This window comes from Longimicrobium sp. (assembly GCF_048594345.1).
Classification (GTDB): domain Bacteria; phylum Gemmatimonadota; class Gemmatimonadetes; order Longimicrobiales; family Longimicrobiaceae; genus Longimicrobium.
This window is the reverse complement of sequence record NZ_JBMDXM010000247.1, coordinates 33,983-53,386: the sequence shown is the minus strand read 5'-3', so window position 1 is coordinate 53,386 and position 19,404 is coordinate 33,983. Positions and strand designations below refer to the sequence as shown.

Below are 19,404 nucleotides of genomic sequence, written 5' to 3'. Positions count from 1 at the left end.
AACTTCGGCGGAGATGATCCTTCGGCTGCTCCTCCTTCTGCGGATGTTGGAGCTAACGTAACGATTCGCGGCTGACGCGTCCGGTTTTGGAGCGGCAGGCGTTGTCTCTCTGGTGGACGAGATACACCAGCAACCGCGAGATCCGCATGAAGCGTTTCCTTCGTCTGCTCCTGTGCGTGCCGCTGCTCGCCGCCACCGCGTGTGCGGCGGACGGCATTGCGGGTCCTGCACTGTCTCCCGTGCCTGAAGCGGACATCGCCGCCCCGGCGGGGTCGGAAATCACCTACCAGGGGTGCGTCGTCCCTTCTGAACGGGTGGCCGGAGAGCCGCTGTACATCGTGGACGGCGTCATCCTGGAATCACGGCCGGAGTTGGACGCCATCGACATCGAGTCGATTGTAGTGCGCAAGGATATGGGGGTTTCGGGGCAGAACGGCGCGCGCGTGCTGGACGTGATCATCATCACCACCACGCGCGGCGCAACCCGCCGTGGGAGGGGCACGCGGCAGTAGATCCGCGGTCGTTTGTAGAAGTCGATCGATCCAGGAATGCGCTCGTCTCCCCGCACCGCCCGCACCCCCGGCGGGCCGTCAGAGGGCGGGATTCGCCGTCCCGATCACCGGCGCCGTCCGTTCCTGCGCGGCTAACGCGTTCTCCCGTTGATGGATGCGAGACGAACCAGAAAACGGGAGAGATACCGAATGAATCGCTACCTTCGTCTGTTGCTCTGCCTGCCCCTGCTCGCCACCGCGGCGTGCGCGGCAGACGCCATCGCCGGTCCGGAGCTGGCACCGGAGCCCAAAGCGGAAGCCAGCGTTCAGACCGCCGCCCAACCGGAAGCGGTGGAAAAGGCCGCGCTGGTCACGAATGGAGTTCCGACAATCACCCTGCGCTGCTATGGCCCTTTCCCCGCCGGAGCGACGGAGCCCATGTACATCGTGGATGGCGTCATCGTGCTGACGCTGAAGGACGTCGACAACAACGACATCGAGTCGGTCGAAGTGCTGCGGGGCAACACGGCGGCTTCGCTGTACGGCAGCCGCGCGGAGCGGGGCGTGATCATCATCACCACGCGCACGGGGGCCCGTCTGCGGAGCTGACGCAGTCCACGGAAGCGGCGGGCCAGCTTCGGGAACTGATCCTTCGACGCTGAACGATGCGCCGGACGAACCTCGATTCGTCCGGCGCATCGTTCATAGGGAGCAGAGGGTGTCCGCAGGTCCCGGAAGAGCGATTGAAATCGCGGCAACAACCTCACGCTGTCCGCCTTCGCGGACACGGCGGCCGGGCTTCATACGGCGTTCCACGCACCTGCGCGTCCGCAACCATGCGGATCCGCCTGCCGACAACCACACCCTCACACCCTCACACCCTCACACCCTCACACCCTCACACCCTCACACCCGTTCACCCGTTCACCCGTTCACCCGTTCACCCGTTCACCCCTTCACCTGCCTCCTCCGCGGTACGCGAAGTGCTTACGGTGCGCACGGCGGCCGCGGGGCCGTGCCCATGACCCGTCTGGACGGAGGATGACGACGATGAGCAAGTCCGAGCGCAGCGCCCATACCACGACCGACCACGATTTCATCCGCCAGTGGGTGGAAGAGCGCGGCGGCAAGCCCAGCCGCGTAAAGCGCACCGGCGGCGGCGATGATCCGGGGATCCTGCGGATTGATTTTCCCGGCTACTCCGGCGGGGATTCGCTGGAGGAGATCGAGTGGGAGGAATGGTTCGAGAAGTTCGAGGAGAACGATCTTGCCTTTCTGCACCGCGACATGGAGGGCGACGACGGCAAGCTGGACCGCTTCAACAAGCTGGTGAGCCGCAAGGGCCGCGAAGAAGGCGACGAGGACGAGGAGTAGGCGAAGAGGTACGAAAGTACGGAGTACGAGAGTACGGAAGATCGGAGCGCCACGACCTGGCCGACCCGCATCACCGTACTCTCGTACTTTTCGTACTTTCGTACTTCTTCCGTCCCTGGATGGCACGCGCGTTGCTCTCCGCCCACTGACCTGGCATTCCCCTGAAATCAACCGCGCCATCCCCGGCCGCCCGAGCGCGGCGGCCCGGCGGCGCTCACGGAAGAGCGGCCAAGCGATGTCCCTGCACCTGTTCAGCACGCCGGTACAGTGCACCCGGTGCGGCACCGTGGTGGACGACCCCACCGTCGACAAGTGCCCCAACTGCGGCAACCTGCTCAAGGAGCGGCGCGCGCCCCGGCGACTGGCCGGAGTGGAAACGCGCTACGGCAGCCTGCGCACCCTGCTGGCGGTGCTGCGCTTCCTGGGCGTGATGGTGCTGCTGCTGGGGGCGCTGGTGTTTTTCTCCACGCTGGGGGAGGACGGGCTGAGCGGCACCAACGGCGCCATCGTCTTCGTAAGCAGCATCGTGGTGGCGGTGGCGCTGTTTGCGCTGGCGGGGATCTTTGTGCTGATGATGGACATCGAAGAAAACACCCGCTCGTCGTTCCGCATGCAGCAGCGGATGCTGGAGCTGACGGAGCCCAAGCGCCCCGCGCCCGACGCGGCGGCTGCGGATGCGGCGGCCCCGCCGGTTCCGCCCGCCCCCGCGCACTGATCCCGGAAGCACGCTGATGAAGTTCATCAACCGAACCGCCGTGCCCGCCGCGCTGGCCCTGGCGCTGGCGGGCGGCGGCGTACTGGCCGCGCGCGCCGTCACGCAGACGGCGGGCGGCCCGCTGCAGGCCCAGGCCAGCGCCATGGTCCCCAACCAGAGCGAGTGGAGCGTCTTCGCCTGGTCCATGGACCGCAACCAGCCGCTGTTCGCCATCAACGCCGACAAGGCCATCATCCCGGCCAGCAACAACAAGGTGTACAGCGCCATCTGGGCGCTGGACGTGCTGGGGCCGGACTACCGCTTTCCCACGGACCTGCTGATCACCGGCGCGGTGCAGAACGGCGTGCTGCGCGGCGACGTTGTGATCCGCGGCTCGGGCGACCCGGCGTTCGGCTACTACGAATACGACAAGGACCCGCTCACCAGCCCGCGCGCCATGGCGGCGGGGCTCAAGCGGCTGGGGGTGCGGGTGGTAGAGGGCGGGGTGATCGCCGACCCGTACATTCACGACCGGCAGAACTTTGGGCCCGACTGGCCGCGCGACACGGGGAACGGCGCCGCGCGCTACGCCCCCACGGTGAGCGGGCTGCCGTTCAACCGCAACATGCTGTGGGTGCGGATGACGCCCGGGCAGGGCCAGGGCTACATCCGCGAGCCGGACGTGCCGGAGATCCCCATCGTCAACGGATCGCGCGGGGGCGGGGCCAACGCCTACGCGGTGCGCCAGCCGCACCAGGACACCATCCGCATCCGCGGCGGCGGGCGGGGCCGCTTTGGCGTGGGGGCGTTCGAGCCGGCGTACCTGGCCGGCGGCGCCGTTCGCCAGGCGCTGCGCGAGGCGGGGATCGAGGTGCGCGGACCGCTGCGCATTGCCCAGACGCCGCAGGGCTCGGTGCTGGTGCACCGGCACCTGTCCATTCCGCTGGTGCAGATGGTGCCGCAGCTGAACCGCCACTCCGACAACTTTTTCGCGGAGCACCTGTGGAAGGCGGCGGCGGCCAAGGCGGTGGGACAGGGCACCTACGCGGGCGGCGGCGCGGCCTCGGCGGTGTTCTTTCACGACAAGGCCGGCGTGCCCTGGGGTGAGCTGTGGCAGGCGGACGGCTCGGGCCTTAGCGCGCAGAACCGCACCAGCGCACAGGCGCTGGTGCGCGCGCTGATCTACGCGCACAAGCAGCCGTGGTCGCAGCCGTTCCACGAGTCCATGGCCATCGCCGGCGACCCGGGCGGTACCATGCGGCGCATGTTCGTGGGCGGCCCGGCGCAGGGAAACCTGCACGCCAAGACGGGCTACATCAACGACGTGCGCACGCTGAGCGGATATGTAAAGACGGCCAGCGGCGAAACGGTGGTGTTCTCGTTCCTCTACAACGGCCGCAACACCAGCGGCGCACGCGGCGTGCAGACGAACCTGGGGAACCTGCTGGCGGGGTATACGCGATAGGGGCGGGTTCAAGGATCGAGTGCCCAGGATCAAGGGCCCACGTGTCGAGTGCCCGGTGCCGTGATGGCGCCGGGCACTTTTCGCATCGTTTCTCTCAGATCGGGTCGACGATCACTGACCACCTCTGCTCTATGAACTCCCATCCGGGCCGCACCAGCATTCGATGCCCTCCCAGGAAGCCTGGAACCTCCCGCAGCACTGCTGGCAGCTCCCTTCGTCGGCATAATAGCCGCAGAAGAACCGGTCGCCCCCGTACTCGCCGGGAGCCGCCACGGCGGAGGTGGCCCCGAATGTGAGCACCGCGGCGATGCCGGCACCAAAGACCAGAGTTGGGACACGGGCTGAGGTGATGCGACGCATGGTACCTCGCAGGATGGGGGTGAGAGCATGTTCCGCCGGCGAACGCCACTGCGGCTGTGCAGTCGCGGCCCGAGCCCGATGGTGCCCCGATCGCGCAGATCACGCCGTCGCATATATGCGACAAGCCGCTCTTCCCGTCAAGTAATCCGCACAACGAGGAGGCCTGCACATTTCTTTCCTGCCCCCCTTCGCGTTTCCACTGGTTGTAAAGGATTCGTGAGAACCCCGTTCGCCCTCTCGCCCGCCATCCGTTCCCGCTTACCTTGTCCCGCGGCCCGCGGTGATCGCGCGTGTACTACACCCGATCTTCCGCACGCGGGGAAGCCGCCGTCAACGCGCCTTAACCATCCACGATGAAGCGTCGCGTCCGCCGCGCACTCCTCGGCCTGGGCCTGCTTACCGTCGTTCTCGCGGTCGCGGGGGCCGCGTACGAGAGCGTAGCCCGGCATCGCGCCGCGCGCGGGCATCCGGCGCCGGGAAAGCTGGTGGACGTGGGCGGACGGCGGATCCAGATCGACTGCCGTGGCGCGGGATCGCCCACGGTGGTGCTGATCGCCGGCCTGGACCACTTTGGCTCGCTTAGCTGGGCGCCGATTCACGATTCCATCGCGCAGACCACGCGGGTGTGCGCGTACAGCCGCGCCGGGATCATGTGGAGCGACGCGGCCAGGGGCGCCTTCGACAGCGGGCGGATGGCGGATGACCTGCACGCGGCGCTGGCGGCCGCCGGCGAGCGTCCGCCGTGGGTGATGGTGGGCCACTCCATGGGCGGGCCGTACGCGCTGGCCTTTACCGGCCGCTACGGCGCGGAGGTGGCGGGACTGGTGTTCGTAGACGCATCGCACCCGGATCAGCGCTTTCCCGTGGGCGCCTCCGCACCGCTGCGGCGGCGCGTGCGGGACGCGGGGGTGAACGCGGCCGGCCCCGCGCTGCTGCGGATGGGCGCCGCGCGGCTGGTGCCCGTGAACAACCGTCCGCCGTCGGCGTCGACCGACATGATCGCCGCGCACCGCGCACACTTCCCCACCTCGGTTGCGGCGCTGCTGAAGGAGAACCAGGCAATCGCGGCCACGCTGCGCGACGCCGGCCGCCATCGCGATCTGGGCTCCCGGCCGCTGGTGGTGCTGACCGGGGCTCGGGGGGTGTCGCCGACCTCGCGGTGGATGCAGTTCCACCAGGACCAGGCGACGTGGTCCACCCACGCCCGCCACGAGAGGGTGGACGATGCATCGCACTACATCCACGCCGACCGCCCCGACGTCGTGATCCGCGCCGTCCGCGACGTGGTCGGCGCGGTTCGAGCATCCACCGCGCCCGCGAATCCAGGCAACGCGGCAAGTCCGTGAACATCCGCCCGCACTTTCGCACTCCTTTCCTCACCGGAGACATCCCATGACGATGACAGAGTCCGCGGCCGACCCGCGGTTCCCCGTTGGCACGTTCCAGCGGGACGTGGAGGCTACGCCTGAGCGGCGGCGCGAGTGGATCGGTTCGATCGCCGAGACGCCGGCGCGGTTTCGCGCGGCGGTGGAGGGGCTGAGCGACCAGCAGCTGGACACGCCGTACCGCGACGGCGGATGGACGGTGCGGCAGCTGGCGCACCACGTTCCCGACAGCCACATGAACGCGTACACCCGCTTCAAGCTGGGGCTGACGGAGGAGAATCCCACCATCAAGACGTACGACGAAGCGGCGTGGGCGGAGCTGGAAGACACGCGCTCCACGCCGGTGGCATCGTCGCTGACGGCGCTGGAGCTGCTGCACGAGCGCTGGGTGAACCTGCTGCGCTCCATCTCGGACGAGCAGTGGGCGCGCACCATCAATCACCCCGACCACGGCCCTATGCGCCTGGACATGCTGCTGGCGATGTACGCGTGGCACGGCCGGCACCACGTGGCGCACGTCACCGCCCTGCGCGAGCGGATGGGGTGGTGACCGGCGATCCGGCCGGGCTGCCCAAACTGCGGCTTTCACACCCCTCCGGCGGCAGGGCGGAGGTGTACCTGCACGGCGCCCACGTAACCTCGTGGGTGCCGGCGGGTGGATCCGAGGCGCTGTTCCTGAGCCGCGCCGCCACCTTCGCGCAGGGGACGGCGATCCGCGGCGGCGTGCCCGTCATCTTTCCCCAGTTCGCGGCGCTGGGCCCGCTCCCCAAGCACGGCGTTGCGCGCACGCAGCCGTGGGAGCGGGTGGATGATGGCGATCGTCCCGGCGCCGTCCGACTGCGCCTGCGTGATTCCGCGGAGACGCACGCCGTCTGGCCACACGCATTCGTCGCGGAGCTGGCGGTGGAGGTGGGGGACGACTGGCTCTCGATCGAACTGACGATCCGGAACACCGGCGACGCGGCGTTCGAGTTCACGGCCGCGCTGCACACCTACCTGCGCGTGGGGGACGTCCGCCGCGCATCCATCGAAGGGCTGCACGGCCTCCGCTACCGCGCGGGAAAGGAAGAGCGGGTAGACGAGGACCGCTCCCTGATCGTGAATGGCGAGGTGGATCGCGTCTATCTCAACACGCCGCCCGATCTGGTCGTCCACGATCCACAGAATGCACGTGATTTCCTGCTGCGCGCTCGCGGATTCGCGGACACGGTGGTGTGGAATCCGTGGGCGGCGGCTACGGCGGCGCTGCCGGACATGGAGGACGACGAGTACCTGGAGATGATCTGCGTGGAGGCGGCGCAGGTGGGCGCGCCTGTGCGGCTGGATGCGGGCGCCAGCTGGACGGGGAGCCAGCGGATCCGGGTCCAGCCCGCGTAGACGCGCACGGATCCGACTCTGTTGACCCTGTTGACTCTGTGTGAGGCCCCTTTCCTTCCCTGCCGACGCCTGCCGACGGCGGGATGCCGGCTCGCCGGGGCGGGGTCAGACGCGTAAGATCAATGCAAGCCGGGGCGAGAGTGAATCCGTCCCGGCGCACTGCTATTTCCATCCATCCCCACGAACGGTCCATGGGCTGGCTAGACGCGCTGCAGCGGGTATCGCAATCCCCCACCAATCCGCACGTGCCGGCGGCGCCCCGCGCGTTCGACGTGGCCGACCTGTACCGCGGGCCGCTCGCCGCGCCGGCCGACGGTCCCGAGGCCGGGCCTCCGCTGGACGAAAAGCTGCGCCAGGCGTACTTCTGGATCGTCAACACGGCCATCATCAGCCCGCACTACGACGTAGAGTTCAATGACGGGCCGCCGCAGTCGTTCGTCATGGGCGACAGTCGCAGCCGGCTCACGCTTCCCTCGGCGCAGAGCTACAGCAGCTACGTGCTGCTGCCGCTGCTGACCTTTGCCACCCGCCGCAAGTGCCTGTTCGTGGGCGGGCCGGGGCGCGGCAAAACGGCCAGCGCGCTGCTGATGGGGATCCTGGCCGGCTACAGCGTGCGCGAGGTGCGCCGCGCCATGCAGCACGGCCATCCGCAGATGACGGTGGCGGACCTGCTGGGAAATCCGCTCCCCGCGGACCTGGTGGCGGCGCAGAGCATCGAGGACATCCGCATTTCGTGGCGCAGCTGGCTGGGGATGCGGGTAAAGATCATCGACGAGTACAACCGCATCCCCACCCGCACGCAGAGCGCCCTGCTCACCGTGATGGGCGACAACTACGCCGAGATCCTGAACCACGTCTACGAGTGCCCCGAGGCGGCGTGGTACCTGACGGCCAACGACGAGCAGGGCGGCGGCACCTACCAGGTGATCGAGGCGCTGCGCGACCGCATCGACGTGATCGTGCAGGCGCTGGCGTTCAACCCCCGCTTTATGACCGACCTGCTGGCGCGCATCGAGGAGAACGTGCGGCCCGAAGAGGTGGTGCCCAGGCAGATCGTGTTCACCGAGGCGGAGGTGGACCGGCTGCAGGACGAGGTGCGCGCGGTGCCGGTGCCCACGGAAGTTGCGCGGCGGCTGGAGTTTTTCGCCAGCCAGTTCGAGTTCTGCGAGGTGGCGGCGGAGCAGTTCGAGTACAAGACCAAGGACACCGCGCGGCTTTCCGGCATCGAGTGGCACGCCGTGACGGCGCTGGAGACGGGGCGCGACCGGCTGAAGGACCTCGGTTGCCAGTCACGAAACGGCCTTTCCGTTCGTGTGCTCACCACGCTGCTCGTCTACGCCAAGGCGCTGGCCTACTTTCGCGGCAATCGCACGGTGGAGCTGGAGGATCTGCGGCAGGTGCTTCCCTTTGTCCTCCACGACAAGCTGGTGCCTGACCTGGACGCCCCGTTCTTCGGCGCGGCGGGCAACGCCATGTTCCGCACCGACCGCGTGGGCTGGCTGCGCCGGGTGTTCGACCTGTCGTGCGCGGACTATGACCGGCTGAACCTGGACGCGGATGATCCCGTGGCCCAGCTGAGCACGGAGTTCCGCCGCGGGCTGAACGGGGTAACGGAGGCGGAGACGCGCGCGCGGCTGGTGCGCATCGAGCGGCTGATCGGCGAGTGGAGCAAGGGGCGCAAGCTGTACGGGCACCTGTACGACGACCTGCTGGTGCTCAAGTACCTTCACCAGCGCTACACCAACTACCTGCGCTGGCTGCGGACGCAGTAAATGGACGCCGCCCTGAGCCCCGCCCTGGCGCACGTCCTTCGCTCCGCGCGCCCGGAGTTTAACGCCCGCTTTGCCGCCGCGCGCCGCGTGCGCCCCGCGCTGGACGGCCCGGCGTTCGCCGCCTTTCTCCGCTCCACCGTCGATCCGCTTGTCCGCGCGGTGGAGCGGACGGCGCCGGACCGCGTGTCGGACGTCGTCCTGTGCGCGTACGACCTGGGGCTGGAGCTGCTGGGGCAAGGGCTGGCCGGCCCCGCCGCGCGCGACCCGTCCGTGGAGGCGGGATGGCGGCGCGTGGCCCCCGCGGCGGCCGCGCTGGTGGCCGCGGCGCCGGAGCGTGTGCTGGCCGCGCTGGCCAACGCGCCGCACCTGCTGGCCGGCACCCCGGGCGCGCAGCCGGAAGAGTGGATGGGGACGATGGAGGCGCTGGCCCCGCGCTGCGCGGACGTGGACACCCTGCTGCGGCTGGGCCAGGTGGCGGCGTGGCGCGCCGGGATGGCGCACTTTCGCGCGGGCGCGCTGGCGGCGGCGGACGCACTCCCCGAGCCGCTGGCGCTGGCCGTGCTGGGCGCGCCGCCGGGGCAGTGGCCGATGGTGCGCCAGCGGCTGGCGGTGGACCCGTGGTTCGACCCGGCCCGCCCGGACGCGCCGGCGGGGCTGCGCGTGGTGGCGCGGGCGGGGGCGTTCCGCGGCTTCGGCGGGCTGTTCACGGAGCCGCCGCGGGTGGCGGCGGCCGGCGGGCACTTCCTCGCCGGGAGCGGCGGCGAGTGGTGGCTGCTGGCGGCGGACGCGTTCGGCGCCACCTTTCAGCGCGCCACCCCGGACGAGGTGGCGCACGCCACGTCGGCGGCCGCGGTGCCGGGGCTGGCGGTGAACGGCGCGCGCCTCACCTGGAACGGCACATCGCTGGAGCTGCCGGAGCTGGGGCCCATCACCGGCGTGGCGGCCAACGGGACCACGGCGGCGCTCACGGCGCGCTACACGCACGCGGTGACGCTGGTTTCCCTCGCATGACGTTGAGCGCCGCCCCGTCTCCCTCCACCGCGTCCGTATCCGCCCCCCCCGACCTGCAGGCGCGGTGGATGGCGGCGTGGCCGGACGCGCTGGCCGCGTGGAGCCGCTTCACCCACATCCGCCCGCCGAACCTCTGCCTGACGGAAGCCGCGGCAAAGGGCGAGGGGCTGACGGGGAGCTTCGCGATGATCCGGCTGGTGGACCAGGCGGTGGTGGTCAGCCTGCCGGAAGTGGTCGCGTGCGGGGTGGAGGGGTTCGCCGTGGAGGTGCTGGCCCACGAGATCGGCCACCACGTGCTGGCGCCGGCCACGCTGACGGACCACACGCGGATGATCGCGCGCATGCGCAGGGCGCTCCCCACGGTGGAGAACCACGCGCCGATGGTGGCCAACCTCTACACCGACCTGCTGATCAACGACCGCCTGCAGCGCGGCACCGGGCTGCGCATGGCCGACGTCTACCGCGCCATGGCAGCGCGGTCGCCCGGCAGCGGCGGCGCGGTGTGGGCGCTGTACATGCGCATCTACGAGCTGCTGTGGAGCCTGGAGCGCGGCTCGCTGCGCGGCGGCGCCACGGACGACCGGCTGGAGGGCGACGCCTGGCTGGGCTCGCGGCTGGTGCGCAGCTACGCGCGCGACTGGCTGGACGGCTCCGGCCGCTTTGCCGCGCTCCTCCTTCCCCACCTGCTGCAGGACACGCAGTCGGCGGGGGTGATCGAGAAGCTGCTGGACACGCGCGCCGCCGCCGCCGGCTCCGACCCGGCCGGGCTGGTGGAGGAAGACCCCGAAGAGGCGGCCGGCGCCGTGCACCCCGCCGCCGACGCCGAGCTGGCGGACCTGCCGCCGGAGGACGGCGCCGGCGCCGACACCGAGGGGCCGCCACCCGGGGACGCGGCGCGCAACCAGCCCGGGCAGGGGCAGGCGCGGGAGCCGTTCCAGTACGGCGAGATCCTGCGCGCCTCCGGCGTCGACGTGACGGACCACGAGGCGGCGGTGCGCTACTACCGCGAGCGCGCGCTGCCGCACCTGATCCCGTTTCCCGGCCGCCCCGCCCCCGCCGCGGGCGATCCCATCCCCGAAGGGCTGGAGCCGTGGGAGGTGGGCGATGCGCTGGACGAGGCGGACTGGCTGCAGTCCGTGCTGCAGAGCCCGCACGTGGTGCCGGGGATGACCACGGTGCGGCGCGTGTGGGGCGTAACGGAGGACCGCGAACCCGCGCGCGTGCCGCTGGACCTGGACCTGTACGTGGACAGCTCCGGCTCCATGCCCAACCCGCAGCACCTTACCTCGTACCCCGCGCTGGCGGGCGCCATCCTCTGCCTTTCCGCGCTGCGGGCGGGGGCGCGCGTGCAGGCGACGCTGTGGAGCGGCGCGCGCCAGTTCACCACCACCCCCGGCTTCGTCCGTGACGAGGTGGAGATCCTGCGCGTCCTCACCGGCTACTTTGGCGGCGGCACGGCGTTCCCCATCCACGTGCTGCGCGACACCTACGCCACCCGCCCACCCGACGCACGCCCCGCGCACGTGCTGGTGATCAGCGACGACGGCGTGTCAACCCTGTTCGACCAGGACGAGCGCGGCGGGGACGGATGGGCGATCGCGGCGGATGCGCTGCGGCGCGCGGGCGGCGGCGGCAGCTTTGTGCTGAACCTGCGGGATGGGTGGGAGACGGACGCGTCCCCGGCGTACGACGCCATCCGCCGCGCGCGCGACGAGCAGGGGTGGCAGGTGCATCCCGTCGCCACGCTGGAGGAGCTGGTCGCCTTCGCAAAATGGTTCAGCCGGCTCACCTACGGCCGCGGCGGCCCGACCAAGCTGTCATTCTGAGGGAGGCGCCGCGCGGTACCGTCCGTTCGCCCAGGAGCCTGGCGCCGACCGAAGAATCTTTATCCGAAGCGGAAGGTTCTTTCTGTCACGTGGTGTTCCCGGGCGTTGCCCGGAAAGGGGTTCCGCGCGAGGGGAGGGAGATTCTTCGGTCGCGCCACTGGCTCCGTGGCTGTCCCGAGAGTCCGACGCGGGCGCTTCCTCAGAATGACAGGTGTTTTCCCGGACACCGTATGATCGGCGTGGCTGGGGTCGAGGCAGGGGATCGAGACAACGACGAAGGGCGGCACGGAGGAGGATGGCTGTGATGTCGATGAAGTCCACCGAACACCGGCGCGGTTGATGGAGCGTGAGGGGCCGGTCCTGGAGACGCTGACGCGCCGGCTGGCGGAGACGCCGGAGGACTTTCTGGCGGAGCCGCGCATCGGCACCGCGGGGCGGGTGCACACGGACGCGGTGGTGGGCGACCTGCTGCGCGCGCTGGGCGGCGTCGCGCCCGCCGCGGAGCTGGCGCGCTTCGCCGGCGCGGACGCCGCGCGCGACCGCAACCAGCTGGGCGTAACGCAGGTGCTCTGCTGGCTGCTGGCGGACGAGTGGTTCCGCGGCGCGGCGCCCGCCACCGCCCCGCTGCTGGCGCTGCTGCGCGACGAGGCGGGCGAGCTGGCCGCGCAGGCCGCCGCCGGCCGATTCGTCAGCGACCCCGACCGCCGCGAGGAGCTGGCGCGGCTGGCGCTGGCGCGGCTGGGGTACCGCCCCGCGGGCGAAACGCTGGCGCAGGCGCAGGACCGCCTGACCACCCTGAGCTCCGCCGAGCGCGCCCGCGTGCTGCGCGCCGCCCGCGCCGCCGAAGAGCGGGCGCGCGAGGTGCGCGAGGCGCTGGTCCGCAAGGCGGCCCAGGAAGCCGCCGACAAGTGGTCGCGCGAATGACGGGCGATCCCTGGTCCCCCGCCGACCTCGCCGCCGCCGCGCCGGCCGACGACGACGCCCTGACCGACGCGGACCGCTACCCCGCGCTCACGGAGCACGGCGAGCGGATGCTGCGGTTTCTGCGCGAGCATCCGCACGCGCCCATTTATCGCAACCAGAGCGGAAACCGGCTCACGGCGGCGGACCTGGAGCGCGTTCGCGCGTTCGACGCGCAGGTGCGCGCCGCGCGGCCGGGGTGGGAGCCCGGGCAGGCGCCGCCGTGGCTGGACGGCTTCGTGGACCAGTGCCTGGAGGAGGTGCCCTTCTACCGCCGCTACGGCTCGCGCCCCCGCGACTTCCACGACCTGCCGACGGTCACGCGGGCCGACCTGGGGCGGGACGTGGCGGCCTTTGTCCCCGACCCGCTGCCCACGGACCGCATCATCAACTTCCGCACGAGCGGCACCACGGGGCACCCGCTGCTGCTGCCCTCGCACCCGATCGTGGCGGCCAGCTACCTGGCGTTCCACCGCCGCGCGCTGCGCCGCTTCGGCATCGAGCTGGCGTACGGGCGCGGGCAGGTGGGCGTGGTGCTGGTCGGCTTTCAGCGAACCTGCTTTACCTACGTCTCCGTCACGCCGCTGATGGACGACTCCGGGCTCGCCAAGATCAACCTGCATCCAGACGACTGGCGCGATCCCGCCGACCGGGTGCGCTACCTGGACGCGCTGGCGCCGGAAGTCTACACGGGCGATCCGCTCTCCCTTGCGGAGCTGGCCGCGCTGCCGCTCTCGACGAAGCCCCGCGCGCTCCTCTCCACCTCCATGGCGCTGCAGCCGGGCCTGCGCGCCCGGCTGCAGGCGCGGTTCGGCTGCCCGGTGCTGGACCTGTACTCGCTGAACGAATCCGGCCCCGTGGCCGTGTACGATGATGACGAAGGGGGACACGTGCTGCTGCAGCACCGGATGTACGTGGAGGTGCTGGACGACGCGGGGCGCCCGGTGCCGCCGGGCGAGCGCGGCGAGGTGACGCTCACCGGCGGGTTCAACCCGTACCTGCCGCTGCTGCGCTACCGCACGGGCGACCACGCCGCGCTGCGGGTGGCGCCGGGGCGCGAGCCGGTGCTGGTGGGGCTGCAGGGGCGCCCGCCCGTCCGCTTTCGCACCGCCGCGGGGGAGTGGCTGAACAACATCGAGGTCACCCACGCCCTGCAGCGGTTCGCGCTGTCGCAGTGGACGCTGCATCAGCAGGCGGACGGCGCCCTGCGCTTCCGCTTCGCCGGGCCCGGCGCGGACGCCGACACCCTGCGCCACGCGCTGGCGGAGCTGTTCGGCGGGCAGGCGATGGAGGTGCGGGAAGGCGGCTTTGACGGGGACAAGGTGGTGCAGTACACGTCGGAGCTGGAAGGGGCACGGCCATGAGCGGGATGGAGATCGCCGCCAACGTCTTCAGCGCCGGATCGGTGGTGCTGGCGGGGCTGAACCGCGTCCACACCTGGTGGGTGGGGATCGTGGCGTGCATGCTGTTCGGATGGGTGTTCTACGAGGCCAACCTGTACGCGGACGTCACCCTGCAGCTGTTCTACATCGTCACCAACGCCATCGGCTGGTGGAGCTGGCTGCGCGGCGGCGGCCAGGGCGACGCGCTCCCCGTGCGCCGCACGCAGCCCGCGGCGCTGGCGGGGATGCTGGCGGGCGGCGTGGCGGTGACGGGGGCGTACGGCTGGCTGCTGCACCGCTTTACGGATGCGTACGCCCCGTTCGTGGACTCGGCGGTGATGGCGTTCAGCGTGGTCGCGCAGCTGCTGCTGATGCGCCGCCGCTACGAGACGTGGTGGTTCTGGCTGCTGGTGAACACCATCTGCGTTCCGCTGTACCTGTCGCGCGGCCTTGGGCTTACGGCCGTGCTCTTTGCCGCCTTCTGGGTGAACGCGGCGGTGGCGCTGGTGCGCTGGCGGCGCCTGGTGCAGCCGGCGGCGTGAACAAACGATTCCGGCGCGGGCTGGTGGTGGGCAAGTTCGCGCCGCTGCACCGCGGGCACGAGCTGCTCATCGGCCGCGCGCTGGCGGAGTGCGACGACGTCGTCGTCATCAGCTACCAGAATCCCGAGATCCCCGGCTACCCCGCCGCGCTGCGCCAGAGGTGGCTGACGACGCGCTTTCCCACCGCCCGCGTGCTGGTGCTTACGGACGAGCGCCTGCGCCGCATCCTCCCCCCCAGCCGTCCTCCCGTCCGCATCCCTCCCAACGACGCGGCGGAGATCGAGGACCGGCGGTTCTGCGGTTGGGTCTGCCAGCAGGTGCTGGGGGTTACGGTGGACGCCGTCTTCAGCAGCGAGAGCTATGGGGACGGATTCGCCGCGGAGCTGACGCGCTACTTTCGCGAGCGGCAGCCGGACGCGGCGGAGGTGCGGCACGTGATGGTGGACCCGGCACGCCGGCAGGTGCCCGTCAGCGGGACCCTGCTGCGCGCGGACGTCCACGCGCACCGGCACCTGCTCGCGCCGGATGTCTACGCGTCGTTCGTGGGGCGGGTGTGCCTGCTGGGCGGGGAATCCACCGGCAAGACGACGCTGGCCATGGCGCTGGCGAGCGAGCTGAATACGGTGTGGGTGCCGGAGTACGGGCGCCAGGTGTGGACGGACAAGGCGGGGCGGCTGGACCTGGCCGACATGCAGCACATCGGCCGGGTGCAGGTGGCGCGCGAGGAGGATGCGGCGCTGCATGCCAACCGCTTCGTCTTTTGCGACACCACGCCGCTCACCACGCTGTTCTTCAGCCTGCACCTGTTCGGCCGGGTAGAGCCGGCGCTGGAGCGGCTGGCGGAGCGCGAGTACGACCTGACGGTGCTGTGCCCGCCGGACTTCGGCTTTGTGCAGGACGGCATTCGCCACGGCGGTTCGTTCCGCGACGAGCAGCACGCGTGGTACCTGCGCCAGCTGGCGGAACGAGGTGTCCCCTTCGTCCTCGCCCCCGGCTCCCTGCGCGAGCGCATCGGCCTCGTTCGCGCCGCGCTGCCCGCAGAGGTGTCCCCGCGCGTTCCAGAGTGAGGCGGGATCCGCAAAAACCTGGGCACGCAAAACACCCCACCTCAAGCCGGACCACAACAGGAACAGAGGTCAGGGTACAGAGGAGACCGGGAACAGCCGGAGGAACAGAGGAGGGAATGCGGATCACCTCTGTTCCTCTGGCAGTTCTCCGTTCCTCTGTACCCTGACCTCTGTTTCCTGTAGTCCGGCTCGCCGGCATCGAAACCCCATGCCGCACAAGGCCGTACGGTTGACAGGGGCGGGGGTTTTCGGGTAGCTTCGTTCGCGCCAGAAGTTTCCTCCCCGCCCCGATATCCTCCATCCCGGGGACGTTATCCTTTGAGCACCATGTTCTGGGTGTGCGCCGTGGCCGGCGGCGGGTTCATCCTGCTTCAATCCCTGCTGGGGTTGATGGGATCGGACGACGACAGCCACCACGACCACGCCGCGCACGGCGATGGGCTGCACCTGCTCAGCCTGCGCGCCATCGCGGCGGGGCTCTGCTTTCTGGGCCTTACGGGGCTGGCCGCGCTGGAGTGGGGCTTTCCCGCCCTGCTTGCCCTCCCCGTGGCCACCGTTGCCGGCGTGGGCGCCGCGGCGGGCGTGGCGTTCGTCATGCGCGGGATGCGGCGGATGGAAAGCGACGGCGTGGTGCGGGTGGAGGGCGCCGTGGGCCACCCCGCCACCGTGTACCTGAGCATTCCCGGCGGACGCGGCGCGCCGGGCAAGGTCCACCTGTTCCTGCAGGGCCGGACCGTGGAGATGAACGCCGTATCGCGCGATCCGCTGCCCACCGGCGCACCGGTGGTGGTGGTGGACGTGCTGGATCCCGACACCCTCGAAGTCGCCCCTCAACCCCAGCTCGGAGCCGTTGCCGATGCCTACTGACATCTCGCCCACGCTGCTGCTGGCCGGCGCCACCGTACTGGTGGTCTTCTGGCTGGCCATGTTCTTTGTCTCGCGGTACCGCCGGTGCCCGGCCAACAAGCTGCTGGTCATCAGCGGCAAGGTGTCGGGCGGCGAATCGGCCAAGTGCATCAGCGGCGGCGGGGCCATGGTCTGGCCGGTGATCCAGGAGTACGACTACCTGAGCCTGGAGCCCATCCAGATCGACATCCCGCTCAAGGACGCGCTGAGCTTCGAGAACATCCGCGTAAGCGTGCCCAGCGTGTTTACCGTGGCCATCGGCACCGAGCCGGCGGTGCGGCAGAACGCGGCGGTGCGCCTGCTCAAGCTGACCTTCGAGCAGATCAAGCGGCAGGCGCAGGACATCATCTTTGGCCAGCTGCGCCAGGTGATCGCGTCCATGCGCATCGAAGAGATCAACCGCGACCGCGACGCGTTCCTCCACAACATCCAGACGTCGCTGGAGCCGGAGCTCAAAAAGCTGGGCCTGGTGCTGCTGAACGTGAACATCACCGACATCAACGACGAGTCGGGGTACATCGAGGCCATTGGCCGCAAGGCGGCGGCCGAAGCGGTGCAGAAGGCCCGCGGCGACGTGGCCGACCAGGAGCGCATGGGCGAGATTCGCGTGGCCGAGGCCGAGCGCGAGCGGGTGATCCAGGTGGCCAACGCCCACAAGGCGCGCGAGATCGGCATCCGCGAGGCCGAGCGCGAGCAGGCGGTGCGCGTGGCCGAGCTGGACAAGGAGCAGAAGGTGGGCGAGCAGACGGCCGCCTTTGAGCGCGAGATGGCGGTGAAGGAGGCGGAGCAGAAGAAGCGCGTGGCCGTCGCCGGCGCCGACGCCAAGGCCATTGCCGGCGAGGCCCAGTCGCAGGCGCAGATCGTGGCCACCGAGGCGCAGCTGAAGGTGCGCCAGGCCGAGGCGTACCAGGTGGCCGAAACGCGCAAGCGCGAGGCCGAGGCGGCGGTGCAGGAGGCGCAGAACCGCGCCATGGCCAAGGCCGCCGTGGCCGAGGCCGAGCGGGTGGAGGCGGAGCGCCGCGCGGCCCTGGAAGCCCCGGCCAAGGCCGAGAAGGCCCGCACCATCGTCGAGGCCGAGGCCGAGGCGGAAAAGCGCGTGCTGCACGCCAAGGCCGAGGCGGCGGCCATCTACGCCAAGCTCGAGGCCGAGGCCCGCGGCCAGTACGAGATGCTGGCCAAGAAGGCCGAGGGCCTCAAGATGATCGTGGACGCGGCGGGCGGCTCGCGCGAGGCGTTCCAGCTGCTGATGCTGGAGCACATGGACAACCTGGCCGAGACGGCGGCGCTGGCCATAAGCAACATCAAGCTGGACAAGGTGGTGGTGTGGGACAGCGGCAACGGCGCCGCCACGGGCAACTTCATCAGCGGGCTGGCGGGCGCCATGCCGCCCATGATGGACGTGATCCGCAACATTGGCGGGGTGGAGCTGCCGGCCATGTTCGGCAAGCTGGCCGAGGACGGCAACGTCACCGGCTCCGCGGACGCGATCGCCGTCCCCAAGATCGTCGCCGCTCCGGAGCCCGAGACGGCCTCGGCGGATTGATCACCGGCGGCGGATCGGCTCAACGGCTGATCGGCGGATGAGGAAGCGGCGGCCTCCCGGACGGGGTGCCGCCCCTTCCCGGTCTTGCCGGCCACGGGGAGGCGAGCTTACGAAATCCGAAGCGTGCGTGTGGCGACCACTCGCCACCCCTGAGAGGAATCGCGCTGGAGCGAGAGGAGAAAGATCCCGTCCTGCACGGGCTGCTTGGCCAGATCTCCCATCCACATGGCCTTGACCACGACCTGCGCCGTGTCGCCGCCGAGGAGCGGGTCACTGGACGCAAAGACCGCGACTGCGTTCCCCAGGTTGCAGCTTCGCAGGCTTTCCGACGCGCATACACGCGCTGCGTCAAACTGGCCCGGTTCAGCGCCCATCATCGTTCGCGCCGCAACGGCGACCTCCGCGGAGCGGGTGCCCGTCAGCTCGTAGACCGTTACCGGGCTGCTGTGCGCGGGACTGTCCATCCGGCGGCTCTGCACGATGCGCTCGTCGAACTTGATCGTACCGGCGGGGACGCCGTCGGAACTCCGGAGCAAGCCGGTCATGTGGTTTACGGCAGCGGCGATAACAGCTGCCTCCTCGTCGGCCCCGGCCTGCGCTCCCAGGGAGGCGCACAGTGCAAGGCCCACAAGGCAAGCCATGGTGATCAGACGATTACTCCGCATCACCTATCCTCAGCGCAGACGTTTGGCCCTCCACGTTCATGATGACACGCTCAAGAGCTCTTCCCGGCTGAGCACCGTCCATGTGCCCCCGTCCCAAGCCAGGAGCAAGTCGTGAATCTGGCGCGACTCGGCGCTAACGAAGTAAACGCGAATCTTCCACGACGTCCCCTCTGACGTGCGGCGGGGCAGGCTCAGGACGGCTACCCCGTACGTTGCCCGTGCGGCACAAGCCCTACGCGCACTGTCGGCCGCCGCCCGCCATTCGGGTGTCGCTCCCGGCCGGTTCACCGGCACCCCACCGATGTAGGGGGTGCAGGCCGTATAGTCCTCGATGCGCTCCGGCTGAACGCCAAGACGGGTCAGCGTGGCCTGTCGTTGCCGCTCCTCGTCGCGGAGTACGAGCAGCGTGGGTGTCGGCGCGATCACGACATCGCGTTCAAAATCGAAGCGGGTCGGGATGCTGTCCATGACACGAGGGTCGATCCGCACAGCCCCGTTGGCGCCCGCTGTCACATGCCGGACAGCCACTTCAAAGATGGTTTCCGGTGCGGCTGGCCCGCCAGCCGGTCTGTAGCTGCATGCAG

At 70.3% G+C, this 19,404-nt stretch carries 19 protein-coding genes; 17 read left to right on the top strand and 2 right to left on the bottom strand.

Annotated elements, in window-relative coordinates; all coding sequences use genetic code 11:
- The first annotated feature begins 146 nt into the window (after nt 1–146).
- The 17 genes from ACOJUJ_RS26360 to ACOJUJ_RS26280 all read left to right on the top strand — a co-directional run bounded on the left by ACOJUJ_RS26360 (nt 147) and on the right by ACOJUJ_RS26280 (nt 18,155).
- Nucleotides 147–512 carry a hypothetical protein gene (locus tag ACOJUJ_RS26360; RefSeq protein WP_420129917.1) on the top strand — a complete coding sequence of 122 codons (366 nt, stop codon included), beginning with the start codon at nt 147–149 and terminating at the stop codon, nt 510–512.
- A 189-nt stretch (nt 513–701) separates the two neighbouring features.
- On the top strand, nt 702–1,100 hold the full coding sequence (locus ACOJUJ_RS26355) for a TonB-dependent receptor plug domain-containing protein (RefSeq protein WP_420129916.1): 399 nt from the start codon (nt 702–704) through the stop codon (nt 1,098–1,100).
- A 441-nt stretch (nt 1,101–1,541) separates the two neighbouring features.
- Entirely contained in the window at nt 1,542–1,865 is a 324-nt protein-coding gene (locus ACOJUJ_RS26350; RefSeq protein ID WP_420129915.1) for a hypothetical protein, read from the top strand.
- A 235-nt stretch (nt 1,866–2,100) separates the two neighbouring features.
- Nucleotides 2,101–2,580, top strand: a complete 480-nt coding sequence (locus ACOJUJ_RS26345) for a hypothetical protein (RefSeq protein ID WP_420129914.1) — start codon at nt 2,101–2,103, stop codon at nt 2,578–2,580.
- A 16-nt stretch (nt 2,581–2,596) separates the two neighbouring features.
- Nucleotides 2,597–4,024, top strand: coding sequence for a D-alanyl-D-alanine carboxypeptidase/D-alanyl-D-alanine endopeptidase (gene dacB, locus ACOJUJ_RS26340; protein ID WP_420129913.1), 1,428 nt, complete (start codon nt 2,597–2,599; stop codon nt 4,022–4,024).
- A gap of 713 nt (nt 4,025–4,737) precedes the next feature.
- On the top strand, nt 4,738–5,730 hold the full coding sequence (locus tag ACOJUJ_RS26335; protein WP_420129912.1) for an alpha/beta fold hydrolase: 993 nt from the start codon (nt 4,738–4,740) through the stop codon (nt 5,728–5,730).
- Nucleotides 5,731–5,776: 46 nt separating this feature from the next.
- Entirely contained in the window at nt 5,777–6,319 is a 543-nt protein-coding gene (locus ACOJUJ_RS26330) for a YfiT family bacillithiol transferase (RefSeq protein WP_420129911.1), read from the top strand.
- A complete protein-coding gene (locus ACOJUJ_RS26325) occupies nt 6,316–7,146 on the top strand; it encodes a D-hexose-6-phosphate mutarotase (protein ID WP_420129910.1) in 831 nt (276 codons plus the stop codon). The genes ACOJUJ_RS26330 and ACOJUJ_RS26325 overlap by 4 nt, the downstream gene beginning before the upstream one ends.
- A gap of 191 nt (nt 7,147–7,337) precedes the next feature.
- On the top strand, nt 7,338–8,918 hold the full coding sequence (locus tag ACOJUJ_RS26320; protein ID WP_420129909.1) for an AAA family ATPase: 1,581 nt from the start codon (nt 7,338–7,340) through the stop codon (nt 8,916–8,918).
- On the top strand, nt 8,919–9,929 hold the full coding sequence (locus ACOJUJ_RS26315; protein WP_420129908.1) for a hypothetical protein: 1,011 nt from the start codon (nt 8,919–8,921) through the stop codon (nt 9,927–9,929).
- A complete protein-coding gene (locus tag ACOJUJ_RS26310; RefSeq protein WP_420129907.1) occupies nt 9,926–11,755 on the top strand; it encodes a VWA domain-containing protein in 1,830 nt (609 codons plus the stop codon). Before ACOJUJ_RS26315 ends, ACOJUJ_RS26310 begins: the two co-directional genes overlap by 4 nt.
- Nucleotides 11,756–12,094: 339 nt before the next feature.
- On the top strand, nt 12,095–12,679 hold the full coding sequence (locus ACOJUJ_RS26305; RefSeq protein WP_420129906.1) for a hypothetical protein: 585 nt from the start codon (nt 12,095–12,097) through the stop codon (nt 12,677–12,679).
- On the top strand, nt 12,676–14,079 hold the full coding sequence (locus tag ACOJUJ_RS26300; protein WP_420129905.1) for an AMP-binding protein: 1,404 nt from the start codon (nt 12,676–12,678) through the stop codon (nt 14,077–14,079). Before ACOJUJ_RS26305 ends, ACOJUJ_RS26300 begins: the two co-directional genes overlap by 4 nt.
- Nucleotides 14,076–14,639, top strand: coding sequence for a nicotinamide riboside transporter PnuC (pnuC, locus tag ACOJUJ_RS26295; RefSeq protein WP_420129904.1), 564 nt, complete (start codon nt 14,076–14,078; stop codon nt 14,637–14,639). Before ACOJUJ_RS26300 ends, pnuC begins: the two co-directional genes overlap by 4 nt.
- Nucleotides 14,636–15,706, top strand: coding sequence for an AAA family ATPase (locus ACOJUJ_RS26290; RefSeq protein WP_420129903.1), 1,071 nt, complete (start codon nt 14,636–14,638; stop codon nt 15,704–15,706). The genes pnuC and ACOJUJ_RS26290 overlap by 4 nt, the downstream gene beginning before the upstream one ends.
- A gap of 318 nt (nt 15,707–16,024) precedes the next feature.
- A complete protein-coding gene (locus tag ACOJUJ_RS26285; RefSeq protein WP_420129902.1) occupies nt 16,025–16,573 on the top strand; it encodes a hypothetical protein in 549 nt (182 codons plus the stop codon).
- Nucleotides 16,563–18,155 (top strand): flotillin family protein, encoded by a 1,593-nt coding sequence (locus tag ACOJUJ_RS26280; RefSeq protein WP_420129901.1) that lies wholly within the window; start codon nt 16,563–16,565, stop codon nt 18,153–18,155. Before ACOJUJ_RS26285 ends, ACOJUJ_RS26280 begins: the two co-directional genes overlap by 11 nt.
- 107 nt (nt 18,156–18,262) lie before the next feature.
- Here ACOJUJ_RS26280 and ACOJUJ_RS26275 read toward each other — a convergent pair whose 3' ends face one another.
- Nucleotides 18,263–18,820, bottom strand: a complete 558-nt coding sequence (locus ACOJUJ_RS26275; RefSeq protein WP_420129900.1) for a hypothetical protein — start codon at nt 18,818–18,820, stop codon at nt 18,263–18,265.
- Between the two features lie 36 nt (nt 18,821–18,856).
- On the bottom strand, nt 18,857–19,288 hold the full coding sequence (locus ACOJUJ_RS26270) for a hypothetical protein (RefSeq protein ID WP_420129899.1): 432 nt from the start codon (nt 19,286–19,288) through the stop codon (nt 18,857–18,859).
- Between the last annotated feature and the right edge of the window lie 116 nt (nt 19,289–19,404).

Excerpts from the sequence above, each read along its gene's own strand:
- ACOJUJ_RS26345 (WP_420129914.1), top strand. The coding sequence starts at position 2,101 with ATGTCCCTGCACCTGTTCAGCACGCCGGTACAGTGCACCCGGTGCGGC.
- ACOJUJ_RS26335 (WP_420129912.1), top strand. The coding sequence starts at position 4,738 with ATGAAGCGTCGCGTCCGCCGCGCACTCCTCGGCCTGGGCCTGCTTACC.
- ACOJUJ_RS26305 (WP_420129906.1), top strand. The coding sequence starts at position 12,095 with ATGGAGCGTGAGGGGCCGGTCCTGGAGACGCTGACGCGCCGGCTGGCG.
- pnuC (WP_420129904.1), top strand. The coding sequence starts at position 14,076 with ATGAGCGGGATGGAGATCGCCGCCAACGTCTTCAGCGCCGGATCGGTG.
- ACOJUJ_RS26310 (WP_420129907.1), top strand. The coding sequence starts at position 9,926 with ATGACGTTGAGCGCCGCCCCGTCTCCCTCCACCGCGTCCGTATCCGCC.
- ACOJUJ_RS26270 (WP_420129899.1), bottom strand. The coding sequence starts at position 19,288 with ATGGACAGCATCCCGACCCGCTTCGATTTTGAACGCGATGTCGTGATC.
- ACOJUJ_RS26315 (WP_420129908.1), top strand. The coding sequence starts at position 8,919 with ATGGACGCCGCCCTGAGCCCCGCCCTGGCGCACGTCCTTCGCTCCGCG.
- ACOJUJ_RS26360 (WP_420129917.1), top strand. The coding sequence starts at position 147 with ATGAAGCGTTTCCTTCGTCTGCTCCTGTGCGTGCCGCTGCTCGCCGCC.
- ACOJUJ_RS26300 (WP_420129905.1), top strand. The coding sequence starts at position 12,676 with ATGACGGGCGATCCCTGGTCCCCCGCCGACCTCGCCGCCGCCGCGCCG.
- ACOJUJ_RS26280 (WP_420129901.1), top strand. The coding sequence starts at position 16,563 with ATGCCTACTGACATCTCGCCCACGCTGCTGCTGGCCGGCGCCACCGTA.
- ACOJUJ_RS26350 (WP_420129915.1), top strand. The coding sequence starts at position 1,542 with ATGAGCAAGTCCGAGCGCAGCGCCCATACCACGACCGACCACGATTTC.
- ACOJUJ_RS26355 (WP_420129916.1), top strand. The coding sequence starts at position 702 with ATGAATCGCTACCTTCGTCTGTTGCTCTGCCTGCCCCTGCTCGCCACC.
- ACOJUJ_RS26330 (WP_420129911.1), top strand. The coding sequence starts at position 5,777 with ATGACGATGACAGAGTCCGCGGCCGACCCGCGGTTCCCCGTTGGCACG.
- ACOJUJ_RS26275 (WP_420129900.1), bottom strand. The coding sequence starts at position 18,820 with ATGCGGAGTAATCGTCTGATCACCATGGCTTGCCTTGTGGGCCTTGCA.
- ACOJUJ_RS26320 (WP_420129909.1), top strand. The coding sequence starts at position 7,338 with ATGGGCTGGCTAGACGCGCTGCAGCGGGTATCGCAATCCCCCACCAAT.
- dacB (WP_420129913.1), top strand. The coding sequence starts at position 2,597 with ATGAAGTTCATCAACCGAACCGCCGTGCCCGCCGCGCTGGCCCTGGCG.